Source organism: Psychrobacillus sp. FSL H8-0510, from assembly GCF_038008345.1.
GTDB lineage: Bacteria > Bacillota > Bacilli > Bacillales_A > Planococcaceae > Psychrobacillus > Psychrobacillus psychrotolerans.
Genome location: NZ_JBBOYZ010000001.1, coordinates 3,620,278 through 3,643,933 on the forward strand (window position 1 = coordinate 3,620,278; position 23,656 = coordinate 3,643,933).

The 23,656-nt window shown below is 38.6% G+C and carries 37 protein-coding genes; all 37 read right to left on the reverse strand.

The features are described from left to right. Complete coding sequence (locus MHI40_RS18430; protein ID WP_340764019.1) at window positions 1-798, reverse strand: energy-coupling factor transporter transmembrane component T family protein; 798 nt, start codon at window positions 796-798, stop codon at window positions 1-3. Beyond that, window positions 798-1,667 carry an energy-coupling factor ABC transporter ATP-binding protein gene (locus MHI40_RS18435; protein WP_340764021.1) on the reverse strand — a complete coding sequence of 290 codons (870 nt, stop codon included), beginning with the start codon at window positions 1,665-1,667 and terminating at the stop codon, window positions 798-800. The genes MHI40_RS18430 and MHI40_RS18435 overlap by 1 nt, the downstream gene beginning before the upstream one ends. Further along, window positions 1,643-2,491 carry an energy-coupling factor ABC transporter ATP-binding protein gene (locus tag MHI40_RS18440; RefSeq protein WP_093537840.1) on the reverse strand — a complete coding sequence of 283 codons (849 nt, stop codon included), beginning with the start codon at window positions 2,489-2,491 and terminating at the stop codon, window positions 1,643-1,645. The genes MHI40_RS18435 and MHI40_RS18440 overlap by 25 nt, the downstream gene beginning before the upstream one ends. Window positions 2,492-2,812: 321 nt before the next feature. Continuing rightward, window positions 2,813-3,193 carry a 50S ribosomal protein L17 gene (gene rplQ / locus MHI40_RS18445; protein ID WP_093537841.1) on the reverse strand — a complete coding sequence of 127 codons (381 nt, stop codon included), beginning with the start codon at window positions 3,191-3,193 and terminating at the stop codon, window positions 2,813-2,815. Between the two features lie 53 nt (window positions 3,194-3,246). Beyond that, window positions 3,247-4,191 (reverse strand): DNA-directed RNA polymerase subunit alpha, encoded by a 945-nt coding sequence (locus MHI40_RS18450; RefSeq protein WP_093537842.1) that lies wholly within the window; start codon window positions 4,189-4,191, stop codon window positions 3,247-3,249. A 134-nt stretch (window positions 4,192-4,325) separates the two neighbouring features. Beyond that, complete coding sequence (rpsK, locus tag MHI40_RS18455) at window positions 4,326-4,715, reverse strand: 30S ribosomal protein S11 (protein WP_093537843.1); 390 nt, start codon at window positions 4,713-4,715, stop codon at window positions 4,326-4,328. A gap of 25 nt (window positions 4,716-4,740) precedes the next feature. Then, the gene (rpsM, locus tag MHI40_RS18460; RefSeq protein ID WP_093537844.1) at window positions 4,741-5,106 is read right to left on the reverse strand and encodes a 30S ribosomal protein S13; all 366 of its coding nucleotides are present in this window, start codon (window positions 5,104-5,106) and stop codon (window positions 4,741-4,743) included. 23 nt (window positions 5,107-5,129) lie between these two features. After that, entirely contained in the window at window positions 5,130-5,243 is a 114-nt protein-coding gene (rpmJ, locus tag MHI40_RS18465; RefSeq protein ID WP_003247619.1) for a 50S ribosomal protein L36, read from the reverse strand. A gap of 40 nt (window positions 5,244-5,283) precedes the next feature. Further along, window positions 5,284-5,502: a translation initiation factor IF-1 gene (gene infA, locus MHI40_RS18470; protein WP_016429904.1), complete on the reverse strand. Its 219-nt coding sequence runs from the start codon at window positions 5,500-5,502 to the stop codon at window positions 5,284-5,286. A gap of 440 nt (window positions 5,503-5,942) precedes the next feature. Continuing rightward, window positions 5,943-6,596: an adenylate kinase gene (locus MHI40_RS18475; RefSeq protein ID WP_093537845.1), complete on the reverse strand. Its 654-nt coding sequence runs from the start codon at window positions 6,594-6,596 to the stop codon at window positions 5,943-5,945. Window positions 6,597-6,661: 65 nt separating this feature from the next. Next, window positions 6,662-7,954 carry a preprotein translocase subunit SecY gene (secY, locus tag MHI40_RS18480; protein WP_093537846.1) on the reverse strand — a complete coding sequence of 431 codons (1,293 nt, stop codon included), beginning with the start codon at window positions 7,952-7,954 and terminating at the stop codon, window positions 6,662-6,664. Next, window positions 7,954-8,394, reverse strand: coding sequence for a 50S ribosomal protein L15 (gene rplO, locus MHI40_RS18485; protein WP_093537847.1), 441 nt, complete (start codon window positions 8,392-8,394; stop codon window positions 7,954-7,956). Before rplO ends, secY begins: the two co-directional genes overlap by 1 nt. Before the next feature lie 32 nt (window positions 8,395-8,426). After that, the gene (gene rpmD, locus MHI40_RS18490; RefSeq protein ID WP_093537848.1) at window positions 8,427-8,609 is read right to left on the reverse strand and encodes a 50S ribosomal protein L30; all 183 of its coding nucleotides are present in this window, start codon (window positions 8,607-8,609) and stop codon (window positions 8,427-8,429) included. 15 nt (window positions 8,610-8,624) lie between these two features. Beyond that, window positions 8,625-9,125 carry a 30S ribosomal protein S5 gene (gene rpsE, locus MHI40_RS18495; RefSeq protein ID WP_093537849.1) on the reverse strand — a complete coding sequence of 167 codons (501 nt, stop codon included), beginning with the start codon at window positions 9,123-9,125 and terminating at the stop codon, window positions 8,625-8,627. A gap of 21 nt (window positions 9,126-9,146) precedes the next feature. After that, the gene (gene rplR / locus MHI40_RS18500; RefSeq protein ID WP_093537850.1) at window positions 9,147-9,506 is read right to left on the reverse strand and encodes a 50S ribosomal protein L18; all 360 of its coding nucleotides are present in this window, start codon (window positions 9,504-9,506) and stop codon (window positions 9,147-9,149) included. 30 nt (window positions 9,507-9,536) lie between these two features. Next, window positions 9,537-10,076, reverse strand: a complete 540-nt coding sequence (rplF, locus tag MHI40_RS18505; RefSeq protein ID WP_093537851.1) for a 50S ribosomal protein L6 — start codon at window positions 10,074-10,076, stop codon at window positions 9,537-9,539. Between the two features lie 30 nt (window positions 10,077-10,106). Then, the gene (gene rpsH / locus MHI40_RS18510) at window positions 10,107-10,505 is read right to left on the reverse strand and encodes a 30S ribosomal protein S8 (RefSeq protein WP_090567854.1); all 399 of its coding nucleotides are present in this window, start codon (window positions 10,503-10,505) and stop codon (window positions 10,107-10,109) included. A gap of 30 nt (window positions 10,506-10,535) precedes the next feature. Then, window positions 10,536-10,721 carry a type Z 30S ribosomal protein S14 gene (locus MHI40_RS18515; protein ID WP_093537852.1) on the reverse strand — a complete coding sequence of 62 codons (186 nt, stop codon included), beginning with the start codon at window positions 10,719-10,721 and terminating at the stop codon, window positions 10,536-10,538. Window positions 10,722-10,739: 18 nt separating this feature from the next. Further along, window positions 10,740-11,279 carry a 50S ribosomal protein L5 gene (gene rplE / locus MHI40_RS18520; RefSeq protein WP_093537853.1) on the reverse strand — a complete coding sequence of 180 codons (540 nt, stop codon included), beginning with the start codon at window positions 11,277-11,279 and terminating at the stop codon, window positions 10,740-10,742. Window positions 11,280-11,302: 23 nt separating this feature from the next. Then, window positions 11,303-11,611 (reverse strand): 50S ribosomal protein L24, encoded by a 309-nt coding sequence (rplX, locus tag MHI40_RS18525; protein ID WP_090567845.1) that lies wholly within the window; start codon window positions 11,609-11,611, stop codon window positions 11,303-11,305. A gap of 37 nt (window positions 11,612-11,648) precedes the next feature. Continuing rightward, window positions 11,649-12,017 (reverse strand): 50S ribosomal protein L14, encoded by a 369-nt coding sequence (rplN, locus tag MHI40_RS18530; RefSeq protein WP_053591327.1) that lies wholly within the window; start codon window positions 12,015-12,017, stop codon window positions 11,649-11,651. Between the two features lie 43 nt (window positions 12,018-12,060). After that, the gene (rpsQ, locus tag MHI40_RS18535) at window positions 12,061-12,324 is read right to left on the reverse strand and encodes a 30S ribosomal protein S17 (protein WP_090567844.1); all 264 of its coding nucleotides are present in this window, start codon (window positions 12,322-12,324) and stop codon (window positions 12,061-12,063) included. 18 nt (window positions 12,325-12,342) lie between these two features. Beyond that, window positions 12,343-12,543, reverse strand: coding sequence for a 50S ribosomal protein L29 (gene rpmC / locus MHI40_RS18540; protein ID WP_093537854.1), 201 nt, complete (start codon window positions 12,541-12,543; stop codon window positions 12,343-12,345). After that, window positions 12,533-12,967 carry a 50S ribosomal protein L16 gene (rplP, locus tag MHI40_RS18545; RefSeq protein ID WP_093537855.1) on the reverse strand — a complete coding sequence of 145 codons (435 nt, stop codon included), beginning with the start codon at window positions 12,965-12,967 and terminating at the stop codon, window positions 12,533-12,535. Before rplP ends, rpmC begins: the two co-directional genes overlap by 11 nt. Window position 12,968: 1 nt before the next feature. After that, window positions 12,969-13,625: a 30S ribosomal protein S3 gene (gene rpsC, locus MHI40_RS18550; RefSeq protein ID WP_093537856.1), complete on the reverse strand. Its 657-nt coding sequence runs from the start codon at window positions 13,623-13,625 to the stop codon at window positions 12,969-12,971. A gap of 3 nt (window positions 13,626-13,628) precedes the next feature. Continuing rightward, entirely contained in the window at window positions 13,629-13,973 is a 345-nt protein-coding gene (rplV, locus tag MHI40_RS18555) for a 50S ribosomal protein L22 (RefSeq protein WP_093537857.1), read from the reverse strand. 20 nt (window positions 13,974-13,993) lie between these two features. Next, complete coding sequence (gene rpsS, locus MHI40_RS18560; protein WP_093537858.1) at window positions 13,994-14,272, reverse strand: 30S ribosomal protein S19; 279 nt, start codon at window positions 14,270-14,272, stop codon at window positions 13,994-13,996. Window positions 14,273-14,332: 60 nt separating this feature from the next. After that, entirely contained in the window at window positions 14,333-15,163 is an 831-nt protein-coding gene (rplB, locus tag MHI40_RS18565; protein ID WP_093537859.1) for a 50S ribosomal protein L2, read from the reverse strand. Window positions 15,164-15,205: 42 nt separating this feature from the next. Then, window positions 15,206-15,490, reverse strand: coding sequence for a 50S ribosomal protein L23 (gene rplW / locus MHI40_RS18570; protein WP_093537860.1), 285 nt, complete (start codon window positions 15,488-15,490; stop codon window positions 15,206-15,208). Further along, window positions 15,490-16,113, reverse strand: coding sequence for a 50S ribosomal protein L4 (gene rplD, locus MHI40_RS18575; RefSeq protein WP_093537861.1), 624 nt, complete (start codon window positions 16,111-16,113; stop codon window positions 15,490-15,492). The genes rplW and rplD overlap by 1 nt, the downstream gene beginning before the upstream one ends. Window positions 16,114-16,139: 26 nt before the next feature. Further along, window positions 16,140-16,769, reverse strand: coding sequence for a 50S ribosomal protein L3 (gene rplC / locus MHI40_RS18580; protein ID WP_093537862.1), 630 nt, complete (start codon window positions 16,767-16,769; stop codon window positions 16,140-16,142). Between the two features lie 44 nt (window positions 16,770-16,813). Continuing rightward, on the reverse strand, window positions 16,814-17,122 hold the full coding sequence (gene rpsJ, locus MHI40_RS18585) for a 30S ribosomal protein S10 (protein ID WP_042478628.1): 309 nt from the start codon (window positions 17,120-17,122) through the stop codon (window positions 16,814-16,816). 377 nt (window positions 17,123-17,499) lie between these two features. Further along, a complete protein-coding gene (locus MHI40_RS18590) occupies window positions 17,500-18,816 on the reverse strand; it encodes a Na+/H+ antiporter family protein (RefSeq protein WP_340764597.1) in 1,317 nt (438 codons plus the stop codon). 239 nt (window positions 18,817-19,055) lie between these two features. Further along, entirely contained in the window at window positions 19,056-21,005 is a 1,950-nt protein-coding gene (locus MHI40_RS18595) for an FtsX-like permease family protein (protein WP_340764080.1), read from the reverse strand. A gap of 19 nt (window positions 21,006-21,024) precedes the next feature. Then, complete coding sequence (locus MHI40_RS18600) at window positions 21,025-21,786, reverse strand: ABC transporter ATP-binding protein (protein ID WP_340764082.1); 762 nt, start codon at window positions 21,784-21,786, stop codon at window positions 21,025-21,027. Between the two features lie 98 nt (window positions 21,787-21,884). Next, a complete protein-coding gene (locus MHI40_RS18605; protein WP_340764084.1) occupies window positions 21,885-22,916 on the reverse strand; it encodes a sensor histidine kinase in 1,032 nt (343 codons plus the stop codon). Further along, complete coding sequence (locus tag MHI40_RS18610; protein WP_340764086.1) at window positions 22,913-23,602, reverse strand: response regulator transcription factor; 690 nt, start codon at window positions 23,600-23,602, stop codon at window positions 22,913-22,915. Before MHI40_RS18610 ends, MHI40_RS18605 begins: the two co-directional genes overlap by 4 nt. Window positions 23,603-23,656: the final 54 nt, after the last annotated feature.

Here is a 23,656-nt window from a genome sequence, read left to right on the forward strand (position 1 = left end):
TCAGTTTCTAAAGTAAACCAGTATTACAGCTAGTACGACGAGCGTAAGGAGGGTTAGCGTGTCTCTGAGTGCCCATTCTAGCTTCCGGTATCTCGTGCGACCTTCGCCCCCTCTATACCCTCTTACTTCCATCGCTGTTGCTAAGTCTTCTGCTCGCTTAAAAGCACTAACAAACAACGGGATAAGAAGTGGTACAATTGCATTCATTCTTTCCTTCATATTCCCCGTTGTCATATCAGATCCTCTAGCCATTTGTGCTTTCATAATCTTATCCGTCTCATCCATTAAAGTTGGGATAAATCTTAACGAAATAGACATCATAAGTGCCAATTCATGTACAGGTAATTTCCATTTTTTTAATGGATTCAACAAGATTTCTAATGCATCTGTTATCGAAATAGGTGTAGTAGTTAATGTGAGAATTGATGTTAAAATAACGAGTACGGTAAAGCGAATTGAGATGAATATCCCTTGCTTCAAGCCTTCCTCATAAATTTTGATAAACTTCCAATCCAATATAATTGGACCTTCTCGAGTGAAAAACAAATGCAATAAAAACGTAAATATAATTAAAAAAACAACCGGTTTTAACCCATTAATCAAAAAATATAGTCTAATTTTCGATAGTTTAATGATAAGAAAAGTAAACACCAATAAGATCCCGTAGGTAATCCAGTTATTTGCAATGAAGACAACCATAATAAAGAAAAATACAAATATTAACTTTGCACGAGCGTCTAAACGGTGTATAAAAGAATCTCCCGGAATATAGCGACCAAATATCATTTTCTCTAGCATTAGATTTCACGCTCCTTTTTCAACAGGCGTGCAAGTTCCTCTGCTAAGGCCTCTTCCGTTAAACAAAGACTTGGCAGTTTTTTGTTCATCATCTCTTCTAGTTTCTTTTGAAACTTAATAGATTGAGGTAATTCTAAACGATAATCCATTAAACGATCCTCATCAGAGAATATCTCTTTTGGTATTCCTTGCAGCACACATCGACCATTATGCATAATTGCAATTCGATCTGCATATCTTGCCGCATCTTCCATGCTATGCGTTACAAGAATAGTCGTTAAGCCTTTTTCTATATGGAGTTTATAAAACAGGTCCATAATTTCTTTCCGACCTCTTGGATCAAGCCCAGCTGTCGGTTCATCTAATACTAATACTTCCGGATTCATCGCAAGGACTCCCGCAATAGCAACTCTTCGCATTTGCCCACCAGAGAGGTCAAAGGGTGACTTTTCCATTACCTCTTCAGGCAACCCAAGTAACCTCACTAATTCAATAGCTCGTTGTCTTGCTTCCTCTTCTGGCACCCCAAAGTTCATAGGTCCAAACATAATATCCTTTAAAACTGTTTCATCAAATAATTGATGCTCGGGAAATTGAAAGACTATCCCTACCTTTTGTCTAATTTCTCTTAGTTTTTTGTTCTTTTTACCTGCCACAACTTCCGTGCCACCTATACGAATAACACCTTCTGTAGGCTTCAGCAAAGCATTTAAATGCTGTAGCACTGTAGACTTCCCTGAGCCTGTATGACCAATGATAGCTTGATAAGAACCTGAGGGAATTAGTAAATCTACATCGTATAAAGCTCTTTTTTCAAATGGTGTATCTTTGGCATACGCATAACTTACTTGTTGAAGTGAGATGTCCATAAATCATTCACCAACTCTTCTTCTGACATATGGTCTGCTACAAGTTGCACACCTTGCGCTCGCAGTAGCCTAGACATATTCATTGCAAAAGGAAGATCCAATCCTAAATCGATTAGCTCCTGCCCTCTTTCAAATACCTCATGTGGTGACCCTGTTGCATATTTCTCTCCCTGGTTCATAACAATTACACGATCAGCGAGAAGTGCTTCTTCTAAATCATGTGTGATAGAGATTACTGTTAGATCAGTTTCTTTCCTTAACTCATGCACTGTTTGAAGTACCTCTTCTCTCCCCTGAGGATCTAACATAGAAGTTGCCTCATCTAACAGCAAAATACTTGGTTGAAGCGCGATAGCTCCCGCAATGGCAACTCTTTGCTTCTGTCCACCAGAGAGATGGTGCGGCTCACTATTCATAAAGTCACTCATTTTCACTTTTGCTAATGAAGCATGTACTCGTTCCACCATTTCCTCAAAGGGGATGCCGTTATTTTCTAACGCAAATGCAACATCATCTTGAACTGTTGCTCCTACAAACTGGTTATCTGGATTTTGAAATACCATTCCCATTTTAGAGCGTGTGTCCCATAAATTATGTTCGTTTAATGGTTCTCCAAATATCCGTACTGTTCCCGTCTGAGGAAATAGAAGACCATTCATTAATCGTGCTAATGTCGATTTGCCAGACCCATTATGGCCAACAATCGCCACCCATTCACCTTCATTAATAGTATAAGAGACATTCTGTATAGCTGGGCGTATACCGATATCTTCCTCTGCATATGTAAAAGTAACTTCCTGTAAAGAAATAATTTCGCGTTTCATCCTTTACCTCCTCTGCTCAACTCAGCTGTGCTAATAGTTTACAACATTTTACGATAAATTAAAAAAGCGCGCACCTCATTTTGAGAAATGCGCTCTTCTATAACTTATTTCTTGATTGGTTGCTCAAGACCAACCAGAAAATGAGGTGCGTAGAGCTAGACGAGACGCCACTTCTTAAAATTCAAAGAATTTCATAAGCCCGCTCATCGTAACACTCTGCTTTTATATTGTCGTATAAATCTGTTTGAAAAAAAGAGGGCGGTAGAAACCCACCAAATACCCTCTTCAATTTGGCAGACGAATAAACGTCTGAAAATTAAATTAAACTAACTCAATTACTACTACTGGTGCTCCGTCTCCGCGACGAGGTCCAGCTTTCATAATACGAGTGTAACCGCCTTGACGATCAGCATAGCGTGGTGCTACATCATCAAACAATTTTTGTAAAGCATAGATTGTTGATTCGTTTCCTTCTTCATCAGTAGAAGTAACGACCTCACGACGAATGTAAGCCGCAGCTTGACGACGAGCGTGTAAATCTCCGCGTTTACCTAAAGTGATCATTTTTTCAACAACAGAACGTAATTCTTTTGCACGTGCTTCAGTAGTTTGAATACGCTCATTAATAATTAGGTCCGTTGTTAAGTCACGTAACATCGCTTTACGTTGAGAACTTGTACGTCCAAGTTTTCTGTAACCCATGGATGTTTCCCTCCTTTGGTGAATAATTCAAGTCTTGCTATATCAAAACCCGTTTAGTCTTCTTTACGTAATCCTAAACCAAGCTCATCTAACTTCGCTCTTACTTCTTCTAAAGATTTACGTCCAAGGTTTCTTACTTTCATCATATCGTCTTCTGACTTGCTTGCAAGCTCAAGTACTGTATTAATACCAGCGCGTTTTAAGCAATTATAAGAACGAACAGAAAGATCAAGTTCTTCAATAGTCATCTCTAAAACTTTTTCTTTTTGATCTTCTTCTTTTTCGACCATGATTTCAGCAGTTTGTGCCTCGTCTGTCATCCCTACAAAAATATTTAAGTGCTCTGTTAAAATTTTCGCTCCAAGAGAAATCGCCTCTTTAGGACCTGTGCTGCCATCTGTCCACACATCAAGTGTAAGCTTATCGAAGTTGGACATTTGCCCAACACGAGTATTTTCCACTTGGAAATTCACGCGTGAAACTGGAGTATAAATAGAGTCGATCGGGATTACGCCGATAGGAAGATCCTCACGTTTGTTTTGAACAGCAGGAGTGTAGCCACGGCCTCGACCTGCGTACATACGCATACGGAAATGACCATTTTTGCTGATTGTAGCAATATAGAGTTCCGGGTTTAAAATTTCTACGTCACTGTCATGTGTAATGTCAGCGGCAGTAATCATTCCCTCACCTTTAACATCAATCTCAATGACTTTTTCCTCGTCAGAGTAGATTTTTAAAGCTAGCTTTTTCACATTCATAATAATAGATGCTACATCTTCCACTACGCCTTCAATAGTTGAAAACTCGTGTAAAACGCCATCAATTTGAATAGAAGTAACTGCAGCTCCTGGTAAAGACGACAGAAGGATGCGTCGTAAAGAATTTCCCAAAGTATTTCCATAGCCACGTTCAAGCGGTTCTACAACAAATTTACCAAACTTGGTATTTTCGCTGATTTCTACACTTTCAATCTTTGGTTTTTCGATTTCGATCATTCCAATTTACCCTCCCTCAAAACATCGAATGTATAGGTTCTTTCCATCATGAATTCGATCGTTAACTGATTGCTGTTAATACAACCTCAGTCTGTACAATAAATGATGTTCTCAAACAAGTTGAGTATCACCTATTAAACGCGACGACGTTTTGGTGGACGGCAACCATTATGTGGTACTGGTGTTACGTCTTTAATTGCTGTAACTTCTAGACCTGCAGCTTGAAGTGCGCGAATTGCCGCTTCACGACCAGCTCCTGGTCCTTTAACTGTTACTTCTAAAGTTTTAATACCATGTTCCATTGAAGTCTTTGCAGCAGCTTCTGCAGCCATTTGTGCAGCGAATGGAGTAGATTTACGAGAACCTCTAAATCCAAGAGCTCCAGCACTTGACCAAGAAAGTGCATTTCCTTGCATGTCTGTGATAGTCACAATTGTGTTGTTAAATGTTGAGCGAATGTGAGCAATACCGGATTCGATATTCTTTTTCACACGACGCTTACGTGTTTGTTGTTTACGTGCCATGTTAAGAAGAAACCTCCTTTACCGATTATTTTTTCTTGTTAGCTACTGTTTTACGTGGACCTTTACGAGTACGTGCATTGTTCTTCGTATTTTGTCCGCGTACTGGTAAGCCTCTACGATGACGGATACCACGGAATGATCCGATTTCCATCAATCGTTTAATGTTTAGTGATACTTCGCGACGAAGGTCACCTTCTACTTTATATACACCGATTTGTTCACGGATTTTGTTTAGTTCGTCTTCTGTAAGATCACGTACACGTGTTTCTTCAGAAATACCAGCTCCCGCTAATACTTTTTGAGAAGTCGTTTTACCAATACCGAAAATGTATGTTAATGCAATAACAACGCGTTTGTCGCGTGGAATGTCAACACCAGCAATACGTGCCATATGTGTCGTGCACCTCCTTCTTATTATCCTTGTCTTTGTTTGTGTTTAGGATTTTCACAGATTACCATTACTTTACCGCGTCGGCGAATTACCTTACATTTTTCGCAGATCGGTTTCACAGATGGTCTCACTTTCATCTAACCTAACCTCCTTAGTAGTCCGGAGTGCAAAAGATTATTATTTAAAACGGTACGTAATACGACCGCGAGTTAAATCGTAAGGAGAAAGTTCAATTGTGACTTTATCTCCAGGTAAAATACGGATGAAATGCATACGAATTTTACCCGATACATGCGCAAGAATCGTATGACCGTTTTCTAATTCTACCTTAAACATCGCGTTTGGCAAAGTCTCAACAACTGTTCCTTCGACTTCAATTACATCATCTTTCGCCATCAACCCTGTCTCCCTTCTATATACAAATCAGGTTCTCATCAATACTCAAACGTAATTTGCTGTTAGTATAGCCTCAATAGGAACGAAACTATTCGTTCAAGCATATGTTTGGAAATCATGAGAGATGTTCGAAAGACACTCGTAAGGTTTCGCTTATAGCAATCCACGGAGTAGACCGTCTCCCTCATGTCAACATGTTCGTACGAATGTGTTGGATGAGTTCCATAGTACCCGTTCGTTACACAGATGCTTCCACGAAACCCATTATACATCGTAAGTATTTTAAATGCACGTGGACAAGGGAGTCCGCGCTTTTGATGCATTCCTTTTCCTCCGAACGTATACCGGGCGCAATATGCTTTTGCAGCTCTCGAAAAAAACATTTTCGTTCTATTGCATACTACCCGGGTATTCAGTCGTCTGCGACAGGCACCGGGCAATTATATGCGGTTGCCCTGTAACAGAGCATCAAGATCAGCGAATACTAGTTTAATATCCTGCTGTCCATCTATATTAGATAAAACACCTTTGTCTTCATAAAAATCAAGCAAAGGTTGTGTTTGCTTCATATTTACTTCCAGACGGTTAGTTACCGTTTCCGGATTATCATCAGCACGTTGATAAAGCTCTCCACCATCTTTGTCACATACCCCATCTTTAGCAGGTGGATTAAAGACTAAATGATAAGCAGTTCCACATTCTTTACAAATGCGGCGACCTGTTAGACGTTTGATTAATTCTTCTTGTTCTACTTGAATATTAAGCACATGCTCAATAGATTTGTCGATATCCGAAAGCAAAGCATCTAGTGCATCTGCTTGTGGAACTGTACGAGGAAATCCATCAAGTAGGAATCCTTTTTCACAGTCTGGTTTACTTAATCTTTCGCGGACAATACCAATCGTTACTTCATCAGGTACCAAGGCACCTTGATCCATAAACGATTTTGCTTTTAAACCTAGTTCCGTACCATCTTTAATAGCTGCACGAAACATATCGCCTGTAGAAATATGAGGGATTGCGTACTTCTCAACAATTTTATCTGCCTGAGTACCTTTTCCGGCACCAGGTAAACCCATTAAAACGATATTCATACGAAAATGCCCCCCAGGACTATATAGTTGATTTTTAGGAACATTAACGTCCCTAAAAATCCACCTTATTTCATAAAGCCTTTATAATGACGTTTAACTAGTTGGGATTCTAGCTGTTTCATCGTTTCGAGTGCAACCCCAACTACGATTAACAAACTTGTTCCGCCAATTTGTGCTGATTGCGGTAAATCCGCATACTTCACAAATAGCATCGGCATGATTGAAATAATAGCTAAGAATATAGCTCCAACAAATGTTAAACGATACAAGACGCTAGTTAAATAGTTTTGTGTATTGATCCCTGGACGAATCCCAGGAATATACGCACCTTGCTTTTTCAAATTGTCTGCTACATTTTCTGGGTTCACCTGAATGAACGCATAGAAGTATGTAAAAGCAATGATCAAAGCAATATAAATTGTCATACCAATAGGTTGTGTATAATCTAATGCTCTCGTAATAGCATCGGTAGTGTTATTCTGACCGAAGAATAAAACGATTGACTGAGGCGCCATAAGAAACGCTGATGCAAAGATTACCGGGATTACTCCCGCAGCATTAACTTTTAAAGGTAAGTGAGTCTGTTGACCGCCTGTTTGAGCAGCACCAGAAACACGTTTCGCATATTGAATTGGAATTTTACGCAACGCTTGTTGAACGTAAATTACTCCAACTGTTACTGCGATAATCGCCAATAAAAGTAAAATGATGATTACTATATTGATAAACAGTGCATCTCCTGCACCTTCAATTTGTTGCGCATACACTTGGTTAACTGCGTTTGGAATGGCAGCAGCAATACCAGCGAAGATAATAATAGATATACCATTACCAACACCTTTAGCGGTAATTTGCTCTCCTAACCACATTAAAAATGCAGTTCCGGCTGTCAAAACAAGTGCAATAACTAAGTATGTCAATATACCGTCATCTTTTATTAAAGAACCACTATACATACGGTTAAAACCGTAAGACATAGCAATTGCTTGAACAAAAGCTAACACAATTGTGAAGTATCGAGTGAATTGTGCAAGTTTCCGTCTTCCGACTTCCCCTTGTTTTGCCCACTCAGTAAACTTCGGAACAACATCCATTTGTAGTAATTGTACTATGATGGATGCAGTGATGTAAGGCATGATACCCATTGCTAAAATAGAAAAGTTAGCAAGGGCTCCGCCACCGAATGTATTAAGGAAACCAATCAAACCCATTTGGTCTGTTTGTTTTAATACATCAGCATCAACGTAAGGTACTGGAACAAATGTCCCAATACGGAAGACGATTAACATCAATAAAGTAAAAATGATTTTATTTCTTATATCTCTAACACGCATAAAGTTGGAGATTGTCTGAAACATTAAACCACCTCTGTTGATCCGCCAGCGTTCTCAATTGCTTCTTTTGCTGATGCAGAGAATTTATGAGCTCTTACAGTTAACTTTTTACCAAGAGTTCCATTACCTAGAATCTTGATACCAGATTTCTCACTGCTCACAACACCTGTTTCTATTAATAGAGCAGGTGTAACTTCTGTGCCGTCTTCGAAACGATTTAATGTGTCAAGGTTCACAATTGCGAATTCTTTACGATTAATGTTCGTAAATCCACGTTTTGGTAAACGACGGAATAACGGGTTTTGACCGCCCTCAAATCCTGGACGAACGCCTCCGCCTGAACGAGCGTTTTGACCTTTATGACCTTTACCTGATGTTTTACCAGTTCCAGACCCGATTCCACGTCCGATACGCTTGCGCGAAGAACGAGAACCTTCTGATGGCTTTAACTCATGAAGTTTCATATGGTGGCACCTCCTTATTCTTAAAATAAAACTTATATTTCTTTAGTTGTTACTAGATGAGCTACTTTTTTAACCATGCCACGAATAGCGACATTGTCTTGATGCTCAACTGTTTGATGCATTTTACGTAATCCAAGAGCTTCTACTGTTTTGCGTTGAGTTGGTTTAGTACCAATCAAGCTTCTAGTCAGGGTAATTTCTAGTTTAGTTGCCATTGTAATTTCCCCCCCTTATCCTAACAGTTCTTCTACTGATTTACCACGCAATTTAGCAACGTCTTCAGCACGTTTTAACTGAGTTAAACCTTGTACTGTAGCACGTACCATGTTAATTGGTGTATTAGAACCAAGTGATTTAGAAAGAATATCTGTAATACCAGCTAATTCAAGTACTGCACGAACTGGTCCACCAGCAATAACTCCTGTACCAGGCGCTGCAGGTTTAACTAGAATAGAACCGGCACCAAAATGTCCTACAACTAAATGAGGAGTAGTCCCTTTAACTCTTGGTACTTCTATTAAGTTTTTCTTCGCGTCTTCAACAGCTTTACGGATAGCATCTGGAACTTCTTGTGCTTTACCAGTACCAAATCCTACATGTCCATCTTTGTCACCGACAACTACTAATGCAGTAAAACGGAAACGACGTCCACCTTTTACAACTTTAGCAACACGGTTGATCGTTACTACGCGTTCTTCAAGTTCAAGTTTGTTTGGGTCAATACCACGCATGAAATATGTCCCTCCTTCTTCTTAAAATTCTAAGCCGTTTTCACGTGCAGCTTCAGCTAACGCTTTAACACGTCCATGATATAAGTAACCGCCACGGTCAAATACAACAGATTTGATGTTTTTTTCTGTAGCGCGTTTTGCGATTGTTTCACCGATCAATTTAGCAGCTTCTACATTTCCAGCTGTTCCATTGAAATCTTTATCCATAGTGGATGCACTTGCGATTGTAACACCTTGAGTATCATCAATCAGTTGTGCGTATAAATGTTTATTAGAACGGAATACATTTAAACGAGGACGTTCAGTAGTACCCGTGATTTTTGTACGAACACGTACATGACGTCTCTTACGAACTTGATTTTTGTCTTGTTTCGTAATCACAGTGGTCACTCCTTTCTAATGCGAAAAGCATTATTTACCTGTTTTACCTTCTTTACGGCGTACAACTTCGCCTTCATAACGAATACCTTTACCTTTATACGGCTCTGGTGGACGAACTTGACGAATGTTAGATGCTAAAGCACCAACACGTTCTTTATCAATACCGCGAATGATAATTTTTGTATTTGCAGGAACTTCAACTACTAGTCCGTCTTCAGGAGTGAACTCAACTGGATGTGAGTACCCTACATTAAGTACAAGTTTAGTTCCTTGTAATTGTGCACGGTAACCTACCCCAACTAATTCAAGTGCACGTTCAAATCCTTGAGAAACACCCGTGATCATGTTAGCTAGCAAAGCGCGAGTTGTACCATGAATCGTACGGTGCTCTTTTGAATCCGAAGGGCGTACTAAAGTTATTACAGTACCTTCTTGCTCAATTTTAATATCTTGGTTAAAAGATTTTGTTAATTCACCTTTTGGTCCTTTTACAACTACTGTGTTTTCAGCGCTAACTGTTACAGTAACTTCTGCAGGAACCTCTATTGGTTTTTTACCTACTCGAGACATTTTGTTGCACCTCCATTCGTTTGTTGATTATTACCAAACGTAAGCTACGATTTCTCCGCCAACTTGTTTAGCGCGAGCTTCTTTATCTGTTAATAAACCATTTGAAGTAGAAACTAAAGCGATTCCTAAACCGTTCAATACTTTAGGTACTTCGTTTGTTTTAGCGTAAACGCGTAGACCAGGTTTTGAAATACGTTTCAAACCAGTAATAACGCGCTCGTCATTTTGACCATATTTTAAGAAGATACGGATGATACCTTGTTTGCTATCTTCTACATATTCAACATCACGGATGAAACCTTCGCGTTTTAAAATCTCCGCGATTTCCTTTTTCAGGTTTGAAGCAGGAACTTCTAATTTCTCGTGACGAACCATGTTAGCATTACGAATGCGTGTAAGCATATCTGCAATTGGATCTGACATTGTCATTACATTTACCTCCTTCCCAGTTATAGGGGATTACCAGCTTGCTTTTTTAACGCCAGGAATTTGTCCCTTGTATGCAAGTTCACGGAAACAAATACGGCAAAGCTTGAATTTACGATATACAGAGTGCGGACGTCCACAACGCTCACAGCGTGTGTATGCTTGCACTTGGAACTTTGGCGTACGTTGTTGTTTAACGATCATTGATTTTTTAGCCACGTTTTCGCCTCCCTTATTTTACTTTTGGAATGGCATACCGAATTGTGTTAATAACTCGCGAGCTTCTTCGTCAGAATTCGCAGTTGTTACAATTACGATGTCCATACCGCGTACTTTCGAAACTTTATCATAATCGATTTCAGGGAAGATCAATTGCTCTTTGATTCCTAGAGTGTAGTTACCGCGACCGTCGAATGCTTTTTTAGAAACACCACGGAAGTCACGTACACGCGGAAGAGAAATAGCGATTAATTTATCCAAGAAGTCATACATACGTTCTCCACGTAGAGTGACTTTTGTACCGATTGGCATACCTTCACGTAGACGGAATGTAGCGATCGATTTTTTAGCTTTCGTAACTACAGGTTTTTGTCCTGAAATAATTTGTAATTCCTCAACAGCAGCGTCAAGCGCTTTTGTATTAGAAACAGCATCACCAACACCCATGTTGATAACAATTTTATCAACTTTAGGTACTTGCATTACTGATTTATATTCAAATTTGCTCATTAGAGCAGGAGAAACTTCCTTAAGATACTTTTCTTTTAGGCGGTTCATGTGTGTACCTCCCTTCTCTTTACTTATTTAATAATTTCACCGGATTTTTTCGCAACACGAACTTTTTTGCCATCTTCCACTTTAGAACCTACGCGAGTCGGCTCGCCGGTTTTAGGGTCAATTAACATAACATTCGATACGTGGATTGCAGCCTCGTGGCTTACAATTCCTCCTTGCGGATTAGCTTGGTTTGGCTTCATATGTTTTTTGATGATGTTTACACCTTCAACTAACACACGGTCTTTCTTAGGAAAAGCAGTAAGAACAACACCTGTTTTACCTTTGTCTTTACCTGAGATTACCATTACTTTGTCGCCTTTTTTAACATGCATTCTTGTCGCACCTCCTTGATTGGCACTTTCATGTAAATTAAAGAACTTCTGGAGCTAATGAAACGATTTTCATAAAGTTGCTGTCGCGTAATTCACGAGCAACTGGTCCGAAGATACGAGTTCCACGCGGGCCTTTATCATCTTTGATAATAACGCAAGCATTTTCATCAAATTTGATATAAGTTCCGTCTTTACGGCGTACGCCGCTTTTAGTGCGAACGATTACAGCTTTAACGACGTCACCCTTCTTGACAACGCCACCTGGTGTTGCTTTCTTAACTGTACATACGACGATATCGCCGATATTAGCAGTCTTACGTCCAGTACCACCAAGTACTTTAATAGTTAAAACTTCGCGTGCACCTGAGTTGTCAGCAACTTTCATACGAGTTTCTTGTTGGATCACTTAGGTAACCTCCCTTCGGAATATATTAGTTCCGAACTTATTATTAGATAATAACCGCTTTTTCTACAACTTCCAATAGGCGGAAACGTTTAGTAGCTGATAGCGGACGAGTTTCCATGATACGGACGATATCTCCGATTTGGGCTTCGTTCTGCTCATCATGAGCTTTAAATTTCTTAGAATACTTAACACGTTTACCGTATAACTTGTGTTTTTTATGAGTTTCAATTAAAACAGAAATTGTTTTATCCATTTTATCTGATACCACACGGCCAGTGTATACTTTGCGTTGATTACGCTCAGTCATGCCAGAAAACCTCCTTTATCAGTTGTTTGCACTGATTTCTCTTTCACGAACCACAGTTTTCATACGCGCGATCGCTTTACGAACTTCGCGAATGCGAGCTGTGTTTTCTAATTGACCAGTCGCCAATTGGAAGCGTAGGTTGAAAAGCTCTTCTTTCAGTGATTTTACCTTTTGTTCTATTTCTGCAGTAGTAAGGTCACGGATGTCATTAGCTTTCATTAGATTCACCACCAATTTCTTGACGTTTGATTATTTTACATTTAATCGGAAGCTTATGTGATGCTAATCTCAATGCTTCACGAGCAACTTCTTCAGAAACGCCAGCTATTTCAAACATAATTTTTCCAGGTTTTACAACTGCTACCCATCCTTCAGGAGCACCTTTACCTGAACCCATACGTACCTCAAGAGGCTTTTTCGTATAAGGTTTGTGAGGGAATATTTTAATCCATACTTTACCGCCACGTTTCATGTAACGTGTCATTGCAATACGGGCTGCTTCAATTTGACGACTTGTGATCCAGCTTGCTTCAGTTGCTTGTAAACCAAACTCACCGAATGCTATTTCTTTGCCGCCTTTTGCTTCACCACGCATTTTCCCACGGTGTTCACGACGATATTTAACGCGTTTAGGCATTAACATATTATTTGCCTCCTTCCTCAGAGTTCTTCTTAACTGGAAGGACTTCACCACGATAGATCCATACTTTAACGCCAAGCTTACCATAAGTTGTGTCAGCTTCAGCATGTGCATAATCAATGTCAGCACGTAATGTATGAAGTGGTACAGTTCCTTCGCTGTAATGTTCAGCACGAGCAATGTCAGCGCCGCCTAAGCGTCCAGATACTTGAGTTTTAATACCTTTAGCGCCAGAACGCATTGTGCGTTGAATTGCTTGTTTTTGAGCACGACGGAAAGATACGCGCCCTTCTAGTTGGCGTGCAATACTTTCTGCTACTAATTTAGCATCTAAGTCAGCTCGTTTTATTTCAACAATATTTATGTGTACACGTTTACCAGTTAAATCGTTCAAGTGCTTGCGAAGTGCTTCCACTTCCGTACCACCTTTACCGATTACCATACCTGGTTTAGCTGTGTGAATTGAAACATTAACACGTTTTGCAGCGCGTTCGATTTCTACAGTAGAAACAGAAGCTTCTTTCAAACGAGTTTCGATGTACTTACGGATTTTCAAGTCTTCGTGTAGTAGAGTTGCATAGTCTTTACCAGCGTACCATTTTGACTCCCAGTCACGAATGATGCCTACTCGTAATCCTATAGGATGTACTTTTTGACCCACGAATTATCCCTCCTTCTTCTCTGATACCACGATTGTGATGTGGCTAGTACGTTTGTTAATAGCACTTGCACGTCCCATAGCACGTGGGCGGAAACGTTTTAATGTTGGACCTTCATCAACAAAGACTTCAGAAACAACTAGGTTATTTACATCTAAATCATAATTGTGCTCAGCGTTGGCAACTGCGGATTTTAATACCTTTTCAACTACAGGCGATGCTGCTTTTGGAGTAAGTTTTAAAATTGCAACTGCTTCACCGATTTGCTTACCTCTGATTAAATCAACGACTAATCTTACTTTACGAGGGGCAATGCGCACTGTTTTAGCAATAGCTTTTGCTTGTGACATTTTAATGACCTCCTCTCAAATTAGCGTCTTGTTTTCTTATCATCAGAACCATGACTACCTATAGCGCGTGTTGGTGCAAACTCGCCAAGTTTATGACCTACCATATCTTCAGTTACGTATACAGGAACATGTTTGCGTCCGTCATATACAGCGATTGTTAACCCGATAAAAGTAGGGAAAATTGTAGAACGGCGAGACCAAGTCTTAATCACTTGTTTTTTCTCAGAGTCCTTTTGTGCATCGACCTTCTTAATTAGATGATCGTCTGCGAAAGGTCCTTTTTTCAAGCTACGACCCATGCTGAAACCTCCCTCCGTGATGACACCACGGTTCTATCTGCGAACCGTAGTAAGACCACTTTATTTTTTACGACGACGAATGATAAGTTTGTCGGATTTGTTTTTCTTGTTACGAGTTTTGTATCCAAGAGTTGGTTTACCCCATGGAGACATTGGTGACTTACGACCGATTGGAGTTTTACCTTCACCACCACCATGTGGGTGATCGTTCGGGTTCATTACTGATCCACGTACAGTTGGGCGTTTACCTAACCAACGATTACGACCAGCTTTACCAATGTTCACAAGTTCGTGTTGTTCGTTTCCTACTTCACCGATAGTTGCACGGCAAACACCTAGGATTAAACGAACTTCACCAGATTGTAAACGTACGATTACGTACTTACCTTCTTTACCAAGTAATTGAGCAGATGTACCAGCAGAACGAACTAACTGACCACCTTTACCAGGTTTCATTTCAATGTTATGGATAGTAGTACCCATTGGGATGTTTTGTAATGGAAGAGCGTTTCCTGCTTTGATATCAGCTTCTGGTCCTGACACGATTGTCATTCCCACTTCTAAGCCTTTAGGAGCTAGGATGTAACGTTTTTCCCCATCCGCATAATTAATTAATGCGATATTCGCAGTACGGTTTGGATCATACTCAATAGTAGCAACGCGTCCTGGTATACCATCTTTATTTCGTTTGAAATCGATGATACGGTATTGACGCTTATGTCCACCACCATGATGACGAACAGTAATTTTACCTTGATTGTTACGGCCGCCTTTACGTTTCACAGGAGCAAGTAGAGATTTCTCTGGCTTGTCAGTTGTGATTTCAGCGTAATCTAATGAAGTCATGTTACGACGTCCGTTTGTCGTTGGTTTATACTTTCTAATCGCCATGTTATTCCCTCCTTCTTGATTATTAATTCCTTTTTATAAGGATTAGATTTCGAATAACTCGATTTCTTTGCTTTCTAGAGTTAACGTAACAATAGCTTTACGACGCTTGTTCGTATACCCACCAAATTTACCTACGCGTTTGTATTTTCCTTTGTAGTTCATGATGTTAACTTTCTCAACATCTACTCCGAAAATTTCTTCAATTGCGTATTTAACTTGAGTTTTATTGGCACGAGTGTCCACTTCGAAAGTGTACTTTTTATCTGCCATTACTTCAGAAGAACGCTCGGTAATGACCGGACGTTTAATAATATCACGTGCTTCCATTATCCAAGCACCTCCTCTACTTTTTCTACTGCTGCTTTAGTCATTACAACTTTGTTATGACCGATTAAATCTAAAACGTTAATGCCTGTTGCAGACACTACTGTGATTCCAGGGATGTTACGAGCAGCTAATGCTACTGTTTCATCTAAATCAGCAGTTACGAATAACGCTTTTTTATCGATTGAAAGGTTAGATAACACTTTCACGAAGTCTTTTGTTTTTGGTGCATCAAATGCTAAACCTTCAAGTACTACGATACTTTCTTCACGAGCTTTTGTTGAAAGCGCTGAAAGAAGTGCTAAACGACGTACTTTTCTAGGTAATTTGAAGCTGTAACTACGTGGAGTTGGTCCGAAAACAACACCACCACCACGCCATTGTGGAGAGCGGATAGAACCTTGACGAGCACGTCCAGTTCCTTTTTGTTTCCATGGTTTACGTCCACCACCAGCAACTTCAGAACGGTTTTTCACTTTGTGATTACCTTGACGAAGTGAAGCGCGTTGAGAAATGATAGCGTCAAATAAGACAGATTCATTTGGTTCGATACCGAAAATTTTATCGTTCAATTCGATTTCGCCAACTGAAGTTCCTGCTTGATTGAATAATGATACTTTTGCCATTCCTGTTTCCTCCTTTCTTTAGAGAATTATTTCGATTTAATAGCAGCTTTAACTACTACTAATGATTTACGAGAACCAGGAACATTACCTTTTACTAATAATAGGTTACGTTCAGCATCCACTCTTACGATTTCTAAGTTTTGGATTGTTACTGTATGTCCACCCATTTGACCAGGTAATTTCTTTTGTTTGAATACACGGTTCGGAGCAACTGGCCCCATTGAACCTGGACGACGGTGGTAACGAGATCCATGGGCCATTGGTCCACGAGATTGTCCGTGGCGTTTAATAACACCTTGGAAACCTTTACCTTTAGTAGTACCTGTTACATCAATTACATCGCCTTCTGTAAAACTTTCTACCTTGACTTCTTGACCAACTTCGTAATTAGCTGTATCCAAGCCGCTGAATTCGCGGATGAAGCGCTTAGGAGCAGTGCTTGCTTTAGCTACGTGCCCTTTCGCAGGTTTGTTAGAAAGCTTTTCGCGCTTGTCTTCAAAACCTAACTGAATAGCTTCGTAACCGTCTGTTTCAACTGTTTTCTTTTGAAGTACTACGTTTGGAGTAGCTTCAATAACAGTTACAGGGATTAAGTCACCGTTCTCAGCAAATACTTGCGTCATACCGATTTTTCTACCTAAGATTCCTTTGGTCATCCGTCACACCTCCTATAATAATTTGTGTTTTTTATTTTTTACCATTAAAGTTTGATTTCAATATCAACGCCAGATGGTAAATCAAGCTTCATTAACGCATCAACAGTTTGTGGTGTTGGGTTAACGATATCGATAAGACGTTTATGCGTACGCATTTCGAATTGCTCACGAGAATCTTTATACTTATGAACAGCACGAAGAATCGTATAAACAGATCTTTCAGTCGGAAGTGGAATCGGACCCGATACACTTGCACCTGAACGTTTAGCAGTTTCCACAATTTTCTCAGCAGATTGATCCAGAATTCTATGATCATACGCTTTTAAACGGATACGAATTTTTTGTTTTGCCATTACTTTCCCTCCTTTTCGCCTATTTTCTAGACATTCTCCACGAAAATTTTCCGTACACTCGCCATGGCAAAGCGGCCGGGTGTGTCGGTAACCTCTCGCTTCATCGCAGTCAAAGACCAACATTCAACATTATACACATTAAAAAAATATTTCGCAAGTGTTTTTTACGAAATTATTTTTAAAGTTATAACCGCATTACTTTTCTATAATACTTATGTTTTTCTAAGCCGTTTTCTAGTATATAAAATTCTAGTGAAAATAGCAACTGATAACAATAATAATATATACGCAACACGCATACTCTTCTGCAAGCTCTTTAAAGTTACTATAACAAAAAGGGATATCTCTTCTATAGAGATATCCCTTTCTAGTTATTACTATAGAACAAACACAACTGCAATCCATCCGAAAAGCACGAGCGGAATATTATATGCAACAAACGTGGGAACACAAGTATCCCATATATGGTTATGCTGTCCATCTACATTCAATCCTGCAGTTGGGCCAAGCGTTGAGTCAGAAGCAGGTGACCCGGCATCACCTAAAGCACCTGCTGTGCCTATTAATGCAATTGTTGCTAATGGACTTAATCCAAGTTCCATTGCAAGCGGTACAAAGATGGCAGCTATTATAGGGATAGTAGCAAATGATGAACCGATCCCCATCGTTACAATCAAACCTACTATTAACATAATCAGCACTGCTATACTCACATTACCCTGTAGTAATCCCGAAGATGCTTCTACAAGACTTTCTACATGCCCCGTAGCATTAATAACCGCTGCAAATCCATTTGCTGTGATCATAACGAATCCTACAAATGCCATCATACGCATGCCTTCAGTGAGAAGTACATCCGCTTCTTTCCTTTTTAATGCACCACTGACATAAAGGACAACGATACCAGCAAGCGCTCCGGCAATCATAGAATCGGTTTCAACTTGAACTGTCAAAGCCGCAACCAAAGAAATAATAGTAAAAACTATACTACTTTTCTTTACATCTACTTCTAGATCATTCACTTCTACTTCTTGCTGCTTATAACTTCTGGGTTTCCGAAACAAAACAAATGCCATTACAAGTCCAAATACCATTCCTAGAGCTGGAACTGCCATCGCCTTAGGAATATCGCTTAAAGCTATTTCTAATCCTGATAACCCCATCTGTGTAGCAACGATGTCTTGATAAATTGCACCAAACCCGTATGGCAAAAACATATACGGGGTAATTAAACCGAAAGCTAAAATACAAGCTATCAATCTTCGATCCACTTGCAACATATTTAACACTTTTAAGATGGGTGGTACCAGTAATGGGATGAAGGCAATATGAATCGGAATTAAGTTCTGCGAGAATACAGCCATCATAAGTAACAACAAGAATACTAAAGCTTTCACTAGCCCTACTTTATTGGAGTCTCCTTTACTCTTTACTAACTTCAAGATGGCTAACACTAATAACTCAGGTATACCAGTCTTGGAGATAGCGATGGCAAAGCCTCCTAGTAACGCATAGCTAAGTGCTATGGTCGCCCCAGCTCCTAACCCCCCTGTAAATGCATCAATGGTTTCCGCAACGGATAAACCGGCTGTAAGGCCTCCTACAAGGGCCCCTATAATTAAGGAGAATACTACGTTGATACGAAGTAAACTCAATACTAACATGACTATTACCGCTATTAAGACAGCATTCAACTTTACCACTCACTTTCACGCACTAGATTACTAATAGGTAGAAGTTTATATTTTTTTAATGAAAATGTCAATAGATTATATAATAATCTAAATCACTTTTAAAACTAACCTTGTCGGAATGAACAAGTCTATCTCCTGAGCACAAGCCTGTACTAATAAAATATTACTCATTCAATATCTATGAAAAACTCTATGCAAAAACAAAAGCCTGACCTCCAAATGGAAATCAAGCTTTTGTATTATAAGGCTGCTTCTACTACCTTTCGATAATAACCTGCTGAAAGAATTGCAAAGATGGAGTAAAGAACAATATATATACCCATTGTGATCAATAAGGGAGCAACCAACTCGGTGCCAAATAAAATCCAACCCGATTTTACTGCAAAATAACTATGTGCTAAGCCTATTATTAATGGAAAACCGAAGTTAAACAACTGCTTACGTCGGATCCCACTCATAATCTCATTAGTAGTAAAGCCCATTTTGCGTAAAATTTTATAGGTTCCTTTTTCTTCATCCGCCTCAGACATTTGTTTAAAGTACAGAATACTACCTGTAGCTATTAAAAACGCTAAGCCTAAAAATCCACTTATAAAAATGGTCATTCCAAGTGAATCTAACATATTTATGCGATAATCTTCCTGTGATTCTACACTGACTGTGTTTGTTGCTCGATCATTACCTGGAATTGGCATTTCCACTGACACTTTATTTGCTTCAAATACTTCTTGCGCCTTTATTAATTGATTTTCTTCCTTCAAATCCATACCAACTATTTTTTGGTTCTTAGTAAGAGGGTCATTAAGTAGCTTTTGAAAATAGGTGTCTGACACTACGACTGTAAAAAAACCAAAATAGTGATAATCAGGTATTAGTCGATCCTCTATAACTTCCTTAATAAATATTTCATCTTTACCTGTAGAAGTATTAAACTGTATAGGTTTTTGTCCTTCTATTCTTATGTTTTCTGCGCTCAAACTATCGTAACCTATTATATAACCTTCCTCTTCTTGTAATTGAAGATTAGGAAGCTTTTTTTGAATTGCCTTTAAGCTAATAACTTGTACACCTAACTCGGTGGATAAAGTTTTATCTAACGCAGCTTTCTTGATCAATAAAGTACGGACATCTGATGGAACCGCTAGTATGTCAATATCATACCTAGTATATTGAATTCCTTCTTTATCAAATTCTCCAACCATTTCAAAACCAGTATCCTCATACATTATAAAATCATAAGGTACTGCTTGATTCGCCACTGAGTCCGTTGAATAGTAGGAGATGTAGGTTAATGTTAATATTGCTAGCGTAGTCGCGGACAATACTGTAATAGTAGTCAGAGACATCGCATTGGCTTTCATTCGATGCATGATCGTTGATAACGATAATACATCTTGAATAGATAGCAAACCTTTTTTACTTTTTCTTATAAGGTTTAGGATTAACGCTACCGAAAATCGAAATACAAAATAGGTTCCACCAACCGTTAAAGCAAGTATAGAAACCATTTTGAATAACAGTATATTGGCAGAAGGTAAGTTATCCAAGTCTAATAGTGTCGTCGATAAATAGTAGCCATACCCTATAGAAATCAACCCTACAAATCCTAAAAACATCTGAAAGGCATTAAACTTTTTGACCCTTTCATCTGCGACTGCGGTTGTTGTAATTAGAGCTAGTAGAGTTACTCTTTTAATTCTTATTGCGGTTTGCAAAATTACTATCAATAAAAGTACCGAGAAAACAACTACAGTAACCATTAACGCTTCCATAGAAAATGAGAGCTCTACAAATACATCCTTTTCTACTATTTTTAAGAGTATCATTACAAATATTCTTGAGGTAAGTAAACCTACTAATACACCAATGACAATAGCACTGAACCAAAGAATAATATTCTCAATTGCTATTAGTCTAGCCACTAGGCTCTTGGACATGCCGACTAGCTGGTATAAACCAATTTCCTTGCTCCGTCTATTCATGAAGAGCTTATTAGCATAGAGTACAAAGAAAGTTACGATAAATAATAATAAATAGGAAGCTGCTTTTAATGCAGCTGAAGATCTACCAGTACCGATTTCATTAACGATTGCTGGATTGTACTGTAAAGTGACAAAAGAATAATATAATGAAACACTGAATACTAAAGCAAAAACATAGAGATAATAACTCTTTATATTTTTCCTCATACTTCTTAAAACCAATTGATTAAGCGTCATAGCCATCACCACTCAATACACCTTGGGTATTCATGATCTCTTGGAAAAATTGTTTGCGATCCTTGTCACCCTTATACAACTCAGAATATATCTGTCCGTCCTTTAAAAATAGAACACGTGAGCAAAAGCTTGCCGCTACAGAGTCGTGTGTTACCATCATAATCGTGACTTTCTTTTCTTTGTTTATTTTTTCCAAATTACTTAACAATGCAGTAGCAGATTTGGAATCTAGAGCTCCAGTTGGCTCATCTGCAAATACAATAGAAGGATTACCGACTAGTGCCCTTGCCGCTGATGTTCTTTGCTTTTGTCCACCAGATATCTCATTAGGATATTTGTTTAATATATCTTCAATTCCTAAAAGAGCTGTAATCTCATTTATCTTGTCCTCCCCCTCGCTCTTAGAGGTCTTCCCAACAGATAATGGAAGATAAATATTTTCTTTAACTGTTAGCGTATCCAACAAATTATAATCCTGAAAGATAAAACCAAGCTGTTCTCTTCTAAATTTGGAAAGCTTCTGTTCTTTCATTTTTTGAAGATTATTATTGTTAATCTCAATTATTCCAGATGTAACTTTATCAATTGAAGCTAAGACATTTAATAGGGTTGTTTTCCCTGAGCCCGAAGGTCCCATAATCCCAACAAATTCCCCTTCTCGCACTTCTATGTCAATATCCTTTAACACTTCCTGAGTATTGGATTTTTTACCAAATACTTTTTTAATCTTTCGACCTCGTAAAATAACCATGGTCTACCTCCTACCTTTTATTAACTTCATTTTACCCATTATTTCAAGATTAATCGTTCGTTTTAGGTGACAAACAAAGAAAGTAGATGACATTTTCGTCACCTACCTAGTATTTCTTGCATCTCATTTTGTATGGGGAATTGTAAGGAAAAGGTAGAACCAACACCTATCTCTGAAGTAACGTTTATATTAATCCCAAGTTTTTCCGCGGAATTCTTAGCTAAGTATAGCCCCATTCCAGTTGAGGCAGCACTTTCTCTTCCAACCCTACCGGTAAAGGACTTTTCAAAAATTCTAGGCAAGTCCGCTTGCGATATTCCTACCCCTTCGTCTTTTATAGAAAGGACTAGATGACCCAAATTGTCTATTGTTGTACTTATATGAATTTCTTTGTGCTCTTTGCTATATTTCACAGCATTGGATACGATTTGCCTTACAATAAATGCTAGCCACTTGTGGTCAGTAAGTGTTGTTTTATCTAACGCTTCTGTTTCAAATCCAATATTCCGTTGCATACACCACGGCTTCAATTCTTTAATTTCCCGGAATATAACTTTTTGCAGATTTACTTTTTCTATAACGTTATCTTTCTCAATAAATGGTAGTCGTGTTTTATGAAGTTGTTGGTCTAATAGCATATGCATTCTAAGCCATTCTACTTCTAGTTGTTTCTTAAGGATCGAATCTTCTACATTATCTATCATTAGCTTCATACTCGTAAGCGGTGTTTTCATCTCATGTATCCAAGAAAGGGTCTGGTCCTTTTCTTCTAGAAAAAGTATATGGGAACCATTGAGCTCATGTTTTCCTGATTGAATAATTTCTTGTATCTCATCCATCATCATCTTATCAAAAAGGGATTGTCCGTCAGGTAGTCTAGCTATAAGCTGATCGAACGTCGAATCTCCACGATTGACCTTTAATACATTTTTAATAAACTTTGTTTCCCTAAAATACCTCCATAAAAAGAATACTAAAAATAAAAGTAGATTAGTACTATTCATATATAGAATAGAAGTATTAGTAAAGTTCACGTCTAATGTAAGGAGAATATTTAGCCATAGCTGTAGAAAACTAAAAAATAAAATCCAAGCTGATCGTTCTTTTATATATAATAGAAACAGCCTCATAGCCCCTCCTTTGTTATTGCTATATAACCTAATCCCTTTTTGGTCACGATGACTTCTTCCAACCCAATTTGCTCTAGTTTTAAGCGCAATCTATTAACGTTTACAGAAAGTGTATTGTCATTCACAAACTTTTCGTCATCCCATAATCTTCTCATAAGCTCATCTCTAGAAACAATTTTATCTAAAGACTGAACTAACACTCTTAGGATAAACAACTCATTTTTAGTAAGTTCAACCTCTTGATCTTCTCTGGAAATAGCGCTTCTAGAATAATCAATGATAGCATCATTCCAATGCACAATATCTAATTGCTCATCCCCATAATCATAAGTTCTTCGAAGTATTGCTTGGATTTTCGCCAATAACACTTCCATATTAAAAGGTTTTTGTACAAAATCATCTGCACCCATTTGCATTGCCATAATCATGTCCATTGGATGATCTCTAGATGAAAGAAAAATAATAGGAACTTTCGAGTGTCGACGAATTTCTCGGCACCAATGAAAACCATCATATGCTGGAAGTTGAATATCTATAATAACCAACTGTGGTTTCTCTTCTAAAAAAGTAGGAAGTATTTGCTGGAAATTAATTGGGCCAATTACTTCAAATGACCAATGAAGAAAATGATCCTTTATCAAATTGAATATAGAAATATCATCTTCTATTAACAAAATTTTTTGCATTTTATACACCCCTTTACTCAGTGTACACAATTTTAGGCATAAAAAAAACCATCT

What these genes read in the sequence shown, in the direction of transcription:
- rpmJ (WP_003247619.1), bottom strand. Translation starts at nt 5,243, where the DNA reads ATGAAAGTGAGACCATCTGTGAAACCGATCTGCGAAAAATGTAAGGTA.
- MHI40_RS18435 (WP_340764021.1), bottom strand. Translation starts at nt 1,667, where the DNA reads ATGGACATCTCACTTCAACAAGTAAGTTATGCGTATGCCAAAGATACA.
- rpsJ (WP_042478628.1), bottom strand. Translation starts at nt 17,122, where the DNA reads ATGGCAAAACAAAAAATTCGTATCCGTTTAAAAGCGTATGATCATAGA.
- rplP (WP_093537855.1), bottom strand. Translation starts at nt 12,967, where the DNA reads ATGTTAATGCCTAAACGCGTTAAATATCGTCGTGAACACCGTGGGAAA.
- rpmD (WP_093537848.1), bottom strand. Translation starts at nt 8,609, where the DNA reads ATGGCAACTAAACTAGAAATTACCCTGACTAGAAGCTTGATTGGTACT.
- rplW (WP_093537860.1), bottom strand. Translation starts at nt 15,490, where the DNA reads ATGGAAGCACGTGATATTATTAAACGTCCGGTCATTACCGAGCGTTCT.
- MHI40_RS18475 (WP_093537845.1), bottom strand. Translation starts at nt 6,596, where the DNA reads ATGAATATCGTTTTAATGGGTTTACCTGGTGCCGGAAAAGGTACTCAG.
- rplB (WP_093537859.1), bottom strand. Translation starts at nt 15,163, where the DNA reads ATGGCGATTAGAAAGTATAAACCAACGACAAACGGACGTCGTAACATG.
- rplC (WP_093537862.1), bottom strand. Translation starts at nt 16,769, where the DNA reads ATGACCAAAGGAATCTTAGGTAGAAAAATCGGTATGACGCAAGTATTT.
- MHI40_RS18430 (WP_340764019.1), bottom strand. Translation starts at nt 798, where the DNA reads ATGCTAGAGAAAATGATATTTGGTCGCTATATTCCGGGAGATTCTTTT.
- MHI40_RS18440 (WP_093537840.1), bottom strand. Translation starts at nt 2,491, where the DNA reads ATGAAACGCGAAATTATTTCTTTACAGGAAGTTACTTTTACATATGCA.
- MHI40_RS18600 (WP_340764082.1), bottom strand. Translation starts at nt 21,786, where the DNA reads ATGGTTATTTTACGAGGTCGAAAGATTAAAAAAGTATTTGGTAAAAAA.
- rpsK (WP_093537843.1), bottom strand. Translation starts at nt 4,715, where the DNA reads ATGGCACGTAAACAACAAACACGTAAGCGTCGTGTGAAAAAGAATATC.
- rplV (WP_093537857.1), bottom strand. Translation starts at nt 13,973, where the DNA reads ATGTCACAAGCAAAAGCTATTGCTAAAACAGTGCGCATTGCCCCTCGT.
- MHI40_RS18450 (WP_093537842.1), bottom strand. Translation starts at nt 4,191, where the DNA reads ATGATCGAAATCGAAAAACCAAAGATTGAAAGTGTAGAAATCAGCGAA.
- rplX (WP_090567845.1), bottom strand. Translation starts at nt 11,611, where the DNA reads ATGCATGTTAAAAAAGGCGACAAAGTAATGGTAATCTCAGGTAAAGAC.
- rpmC (WP_093537854.1), bottom strand. Translation starts at nt 12,543, where the DNA reads ATGAAAGCTAATGACATCCGTGACCTTACTACTGCAGAAATAGAACAA.
- rplO (WP_093537847.1), bottom strand. Translation starts at nt 8,394, where the DNA reads ATGAAACTTCATGAGTTAAAGCCATCAGAAGGTTCTCGTTCTTCGCGC.
- MHI40_RS18610 (WP_340764086.1), bottom strand. Translation starts at nt 23,602, where the DNA reads ATGCAAAAAATTTTGTTAATAGAAGATGATATTTCTATATTCAATTTG.
- rpsE (WP_093537849.1), bottom strand. Translation starts at nt 9,125, where the DNA reads ATGCGTGGTATTGACCCAAACAAACTTGAACTTGAAGAACGCGTAGTA.
- MHI40_RS18595 (WP_340764080.1), bottom strand. Translation starts at nt 21,005, where the DNA reads ATGAGGAAAAATATAAAGAGTTATTATCTCTATGTTTTTGCTTTAGTA.
- MHI40_RS18605 (WP_340764084.1), bottom strand. Translation starts at nt 22,916, where the DNA reads ATGAGGCTGTTTCTATTATATATAAAAGAACGATCAGCTTGGATTTTA.
- rplF (WP_093537851.1), bottom strand. Translation starts at nt 10,076, where the DNA reads ATGTCTCGAGTAGGTAAAAAACCAATAGAGGTTCCTGCAGAAGTTACT.
- rpsQ (WP_090567844.1), bottom strand. Translation starts at nt 12,324, where the DNA reads ATGACTGAGCGTAATCAACGCAAAGTATACACTGGCCGTGTGGTATCA.
- secY (WP_093537846.1), bottom strand. Translation starts at nt 7,954, where the DNA reads ATGTTTCAGACAATCTCCAACTTTATGCGTGTTAGAGATATAAGAAAT.
- rpsS (WP_093537858.1), bottom strand. Translation starts at nt 14,272, where the DNA reads ATGGGTCGTAGCTTGAAAAAAGGACCTTTCGCAGACGATCATCTAATT.
- rplE (WP_093537853.1), bottom strand. Translation starts at nt 11,279, where the DNA reads ATGAACCGCCTAAAAGAAAAGTATCTTAAGGAAGTTTCTCCTGCTCTA.
- rpsH (WP_090567854.1), bottom strand. Translation starts at nt 10,505, where the DNA reads ATGACAATGTCAGATCCAATTGCAGATATGCTTACACGCATTCGTAAT.
- rplD (WP_093537861.1), bottom strand. Translation starts at nt 16,113, where the DNA reads ATGGCAAAAGTATCATTATTCAATCAAGCAGGAACTTCAGTTGGCGAA.
- infA (WP_016429904.1), bottom strand. Translation starts at nt 5,502, where the DNA reads ATGGCGAAAGATGATGTAATTGAAGTCGAAGGAACAGTTGTTGAGACT.
- rplQ (WP_093537841.1), bottom strand. Translation starts at nt 3,193, where the DNA reads ATGGGTTACAGAAAACTTGGACGTACAAGTTCTCAACGTAAAGCGATG.
- rpsM (WP_093537844.1), bottom strand. Translation starts at nt 5,106, where the DNA reads ATGGCACGTATTGCTGGTGTTGACATTCCACGCGACAAACGCGTTGTT.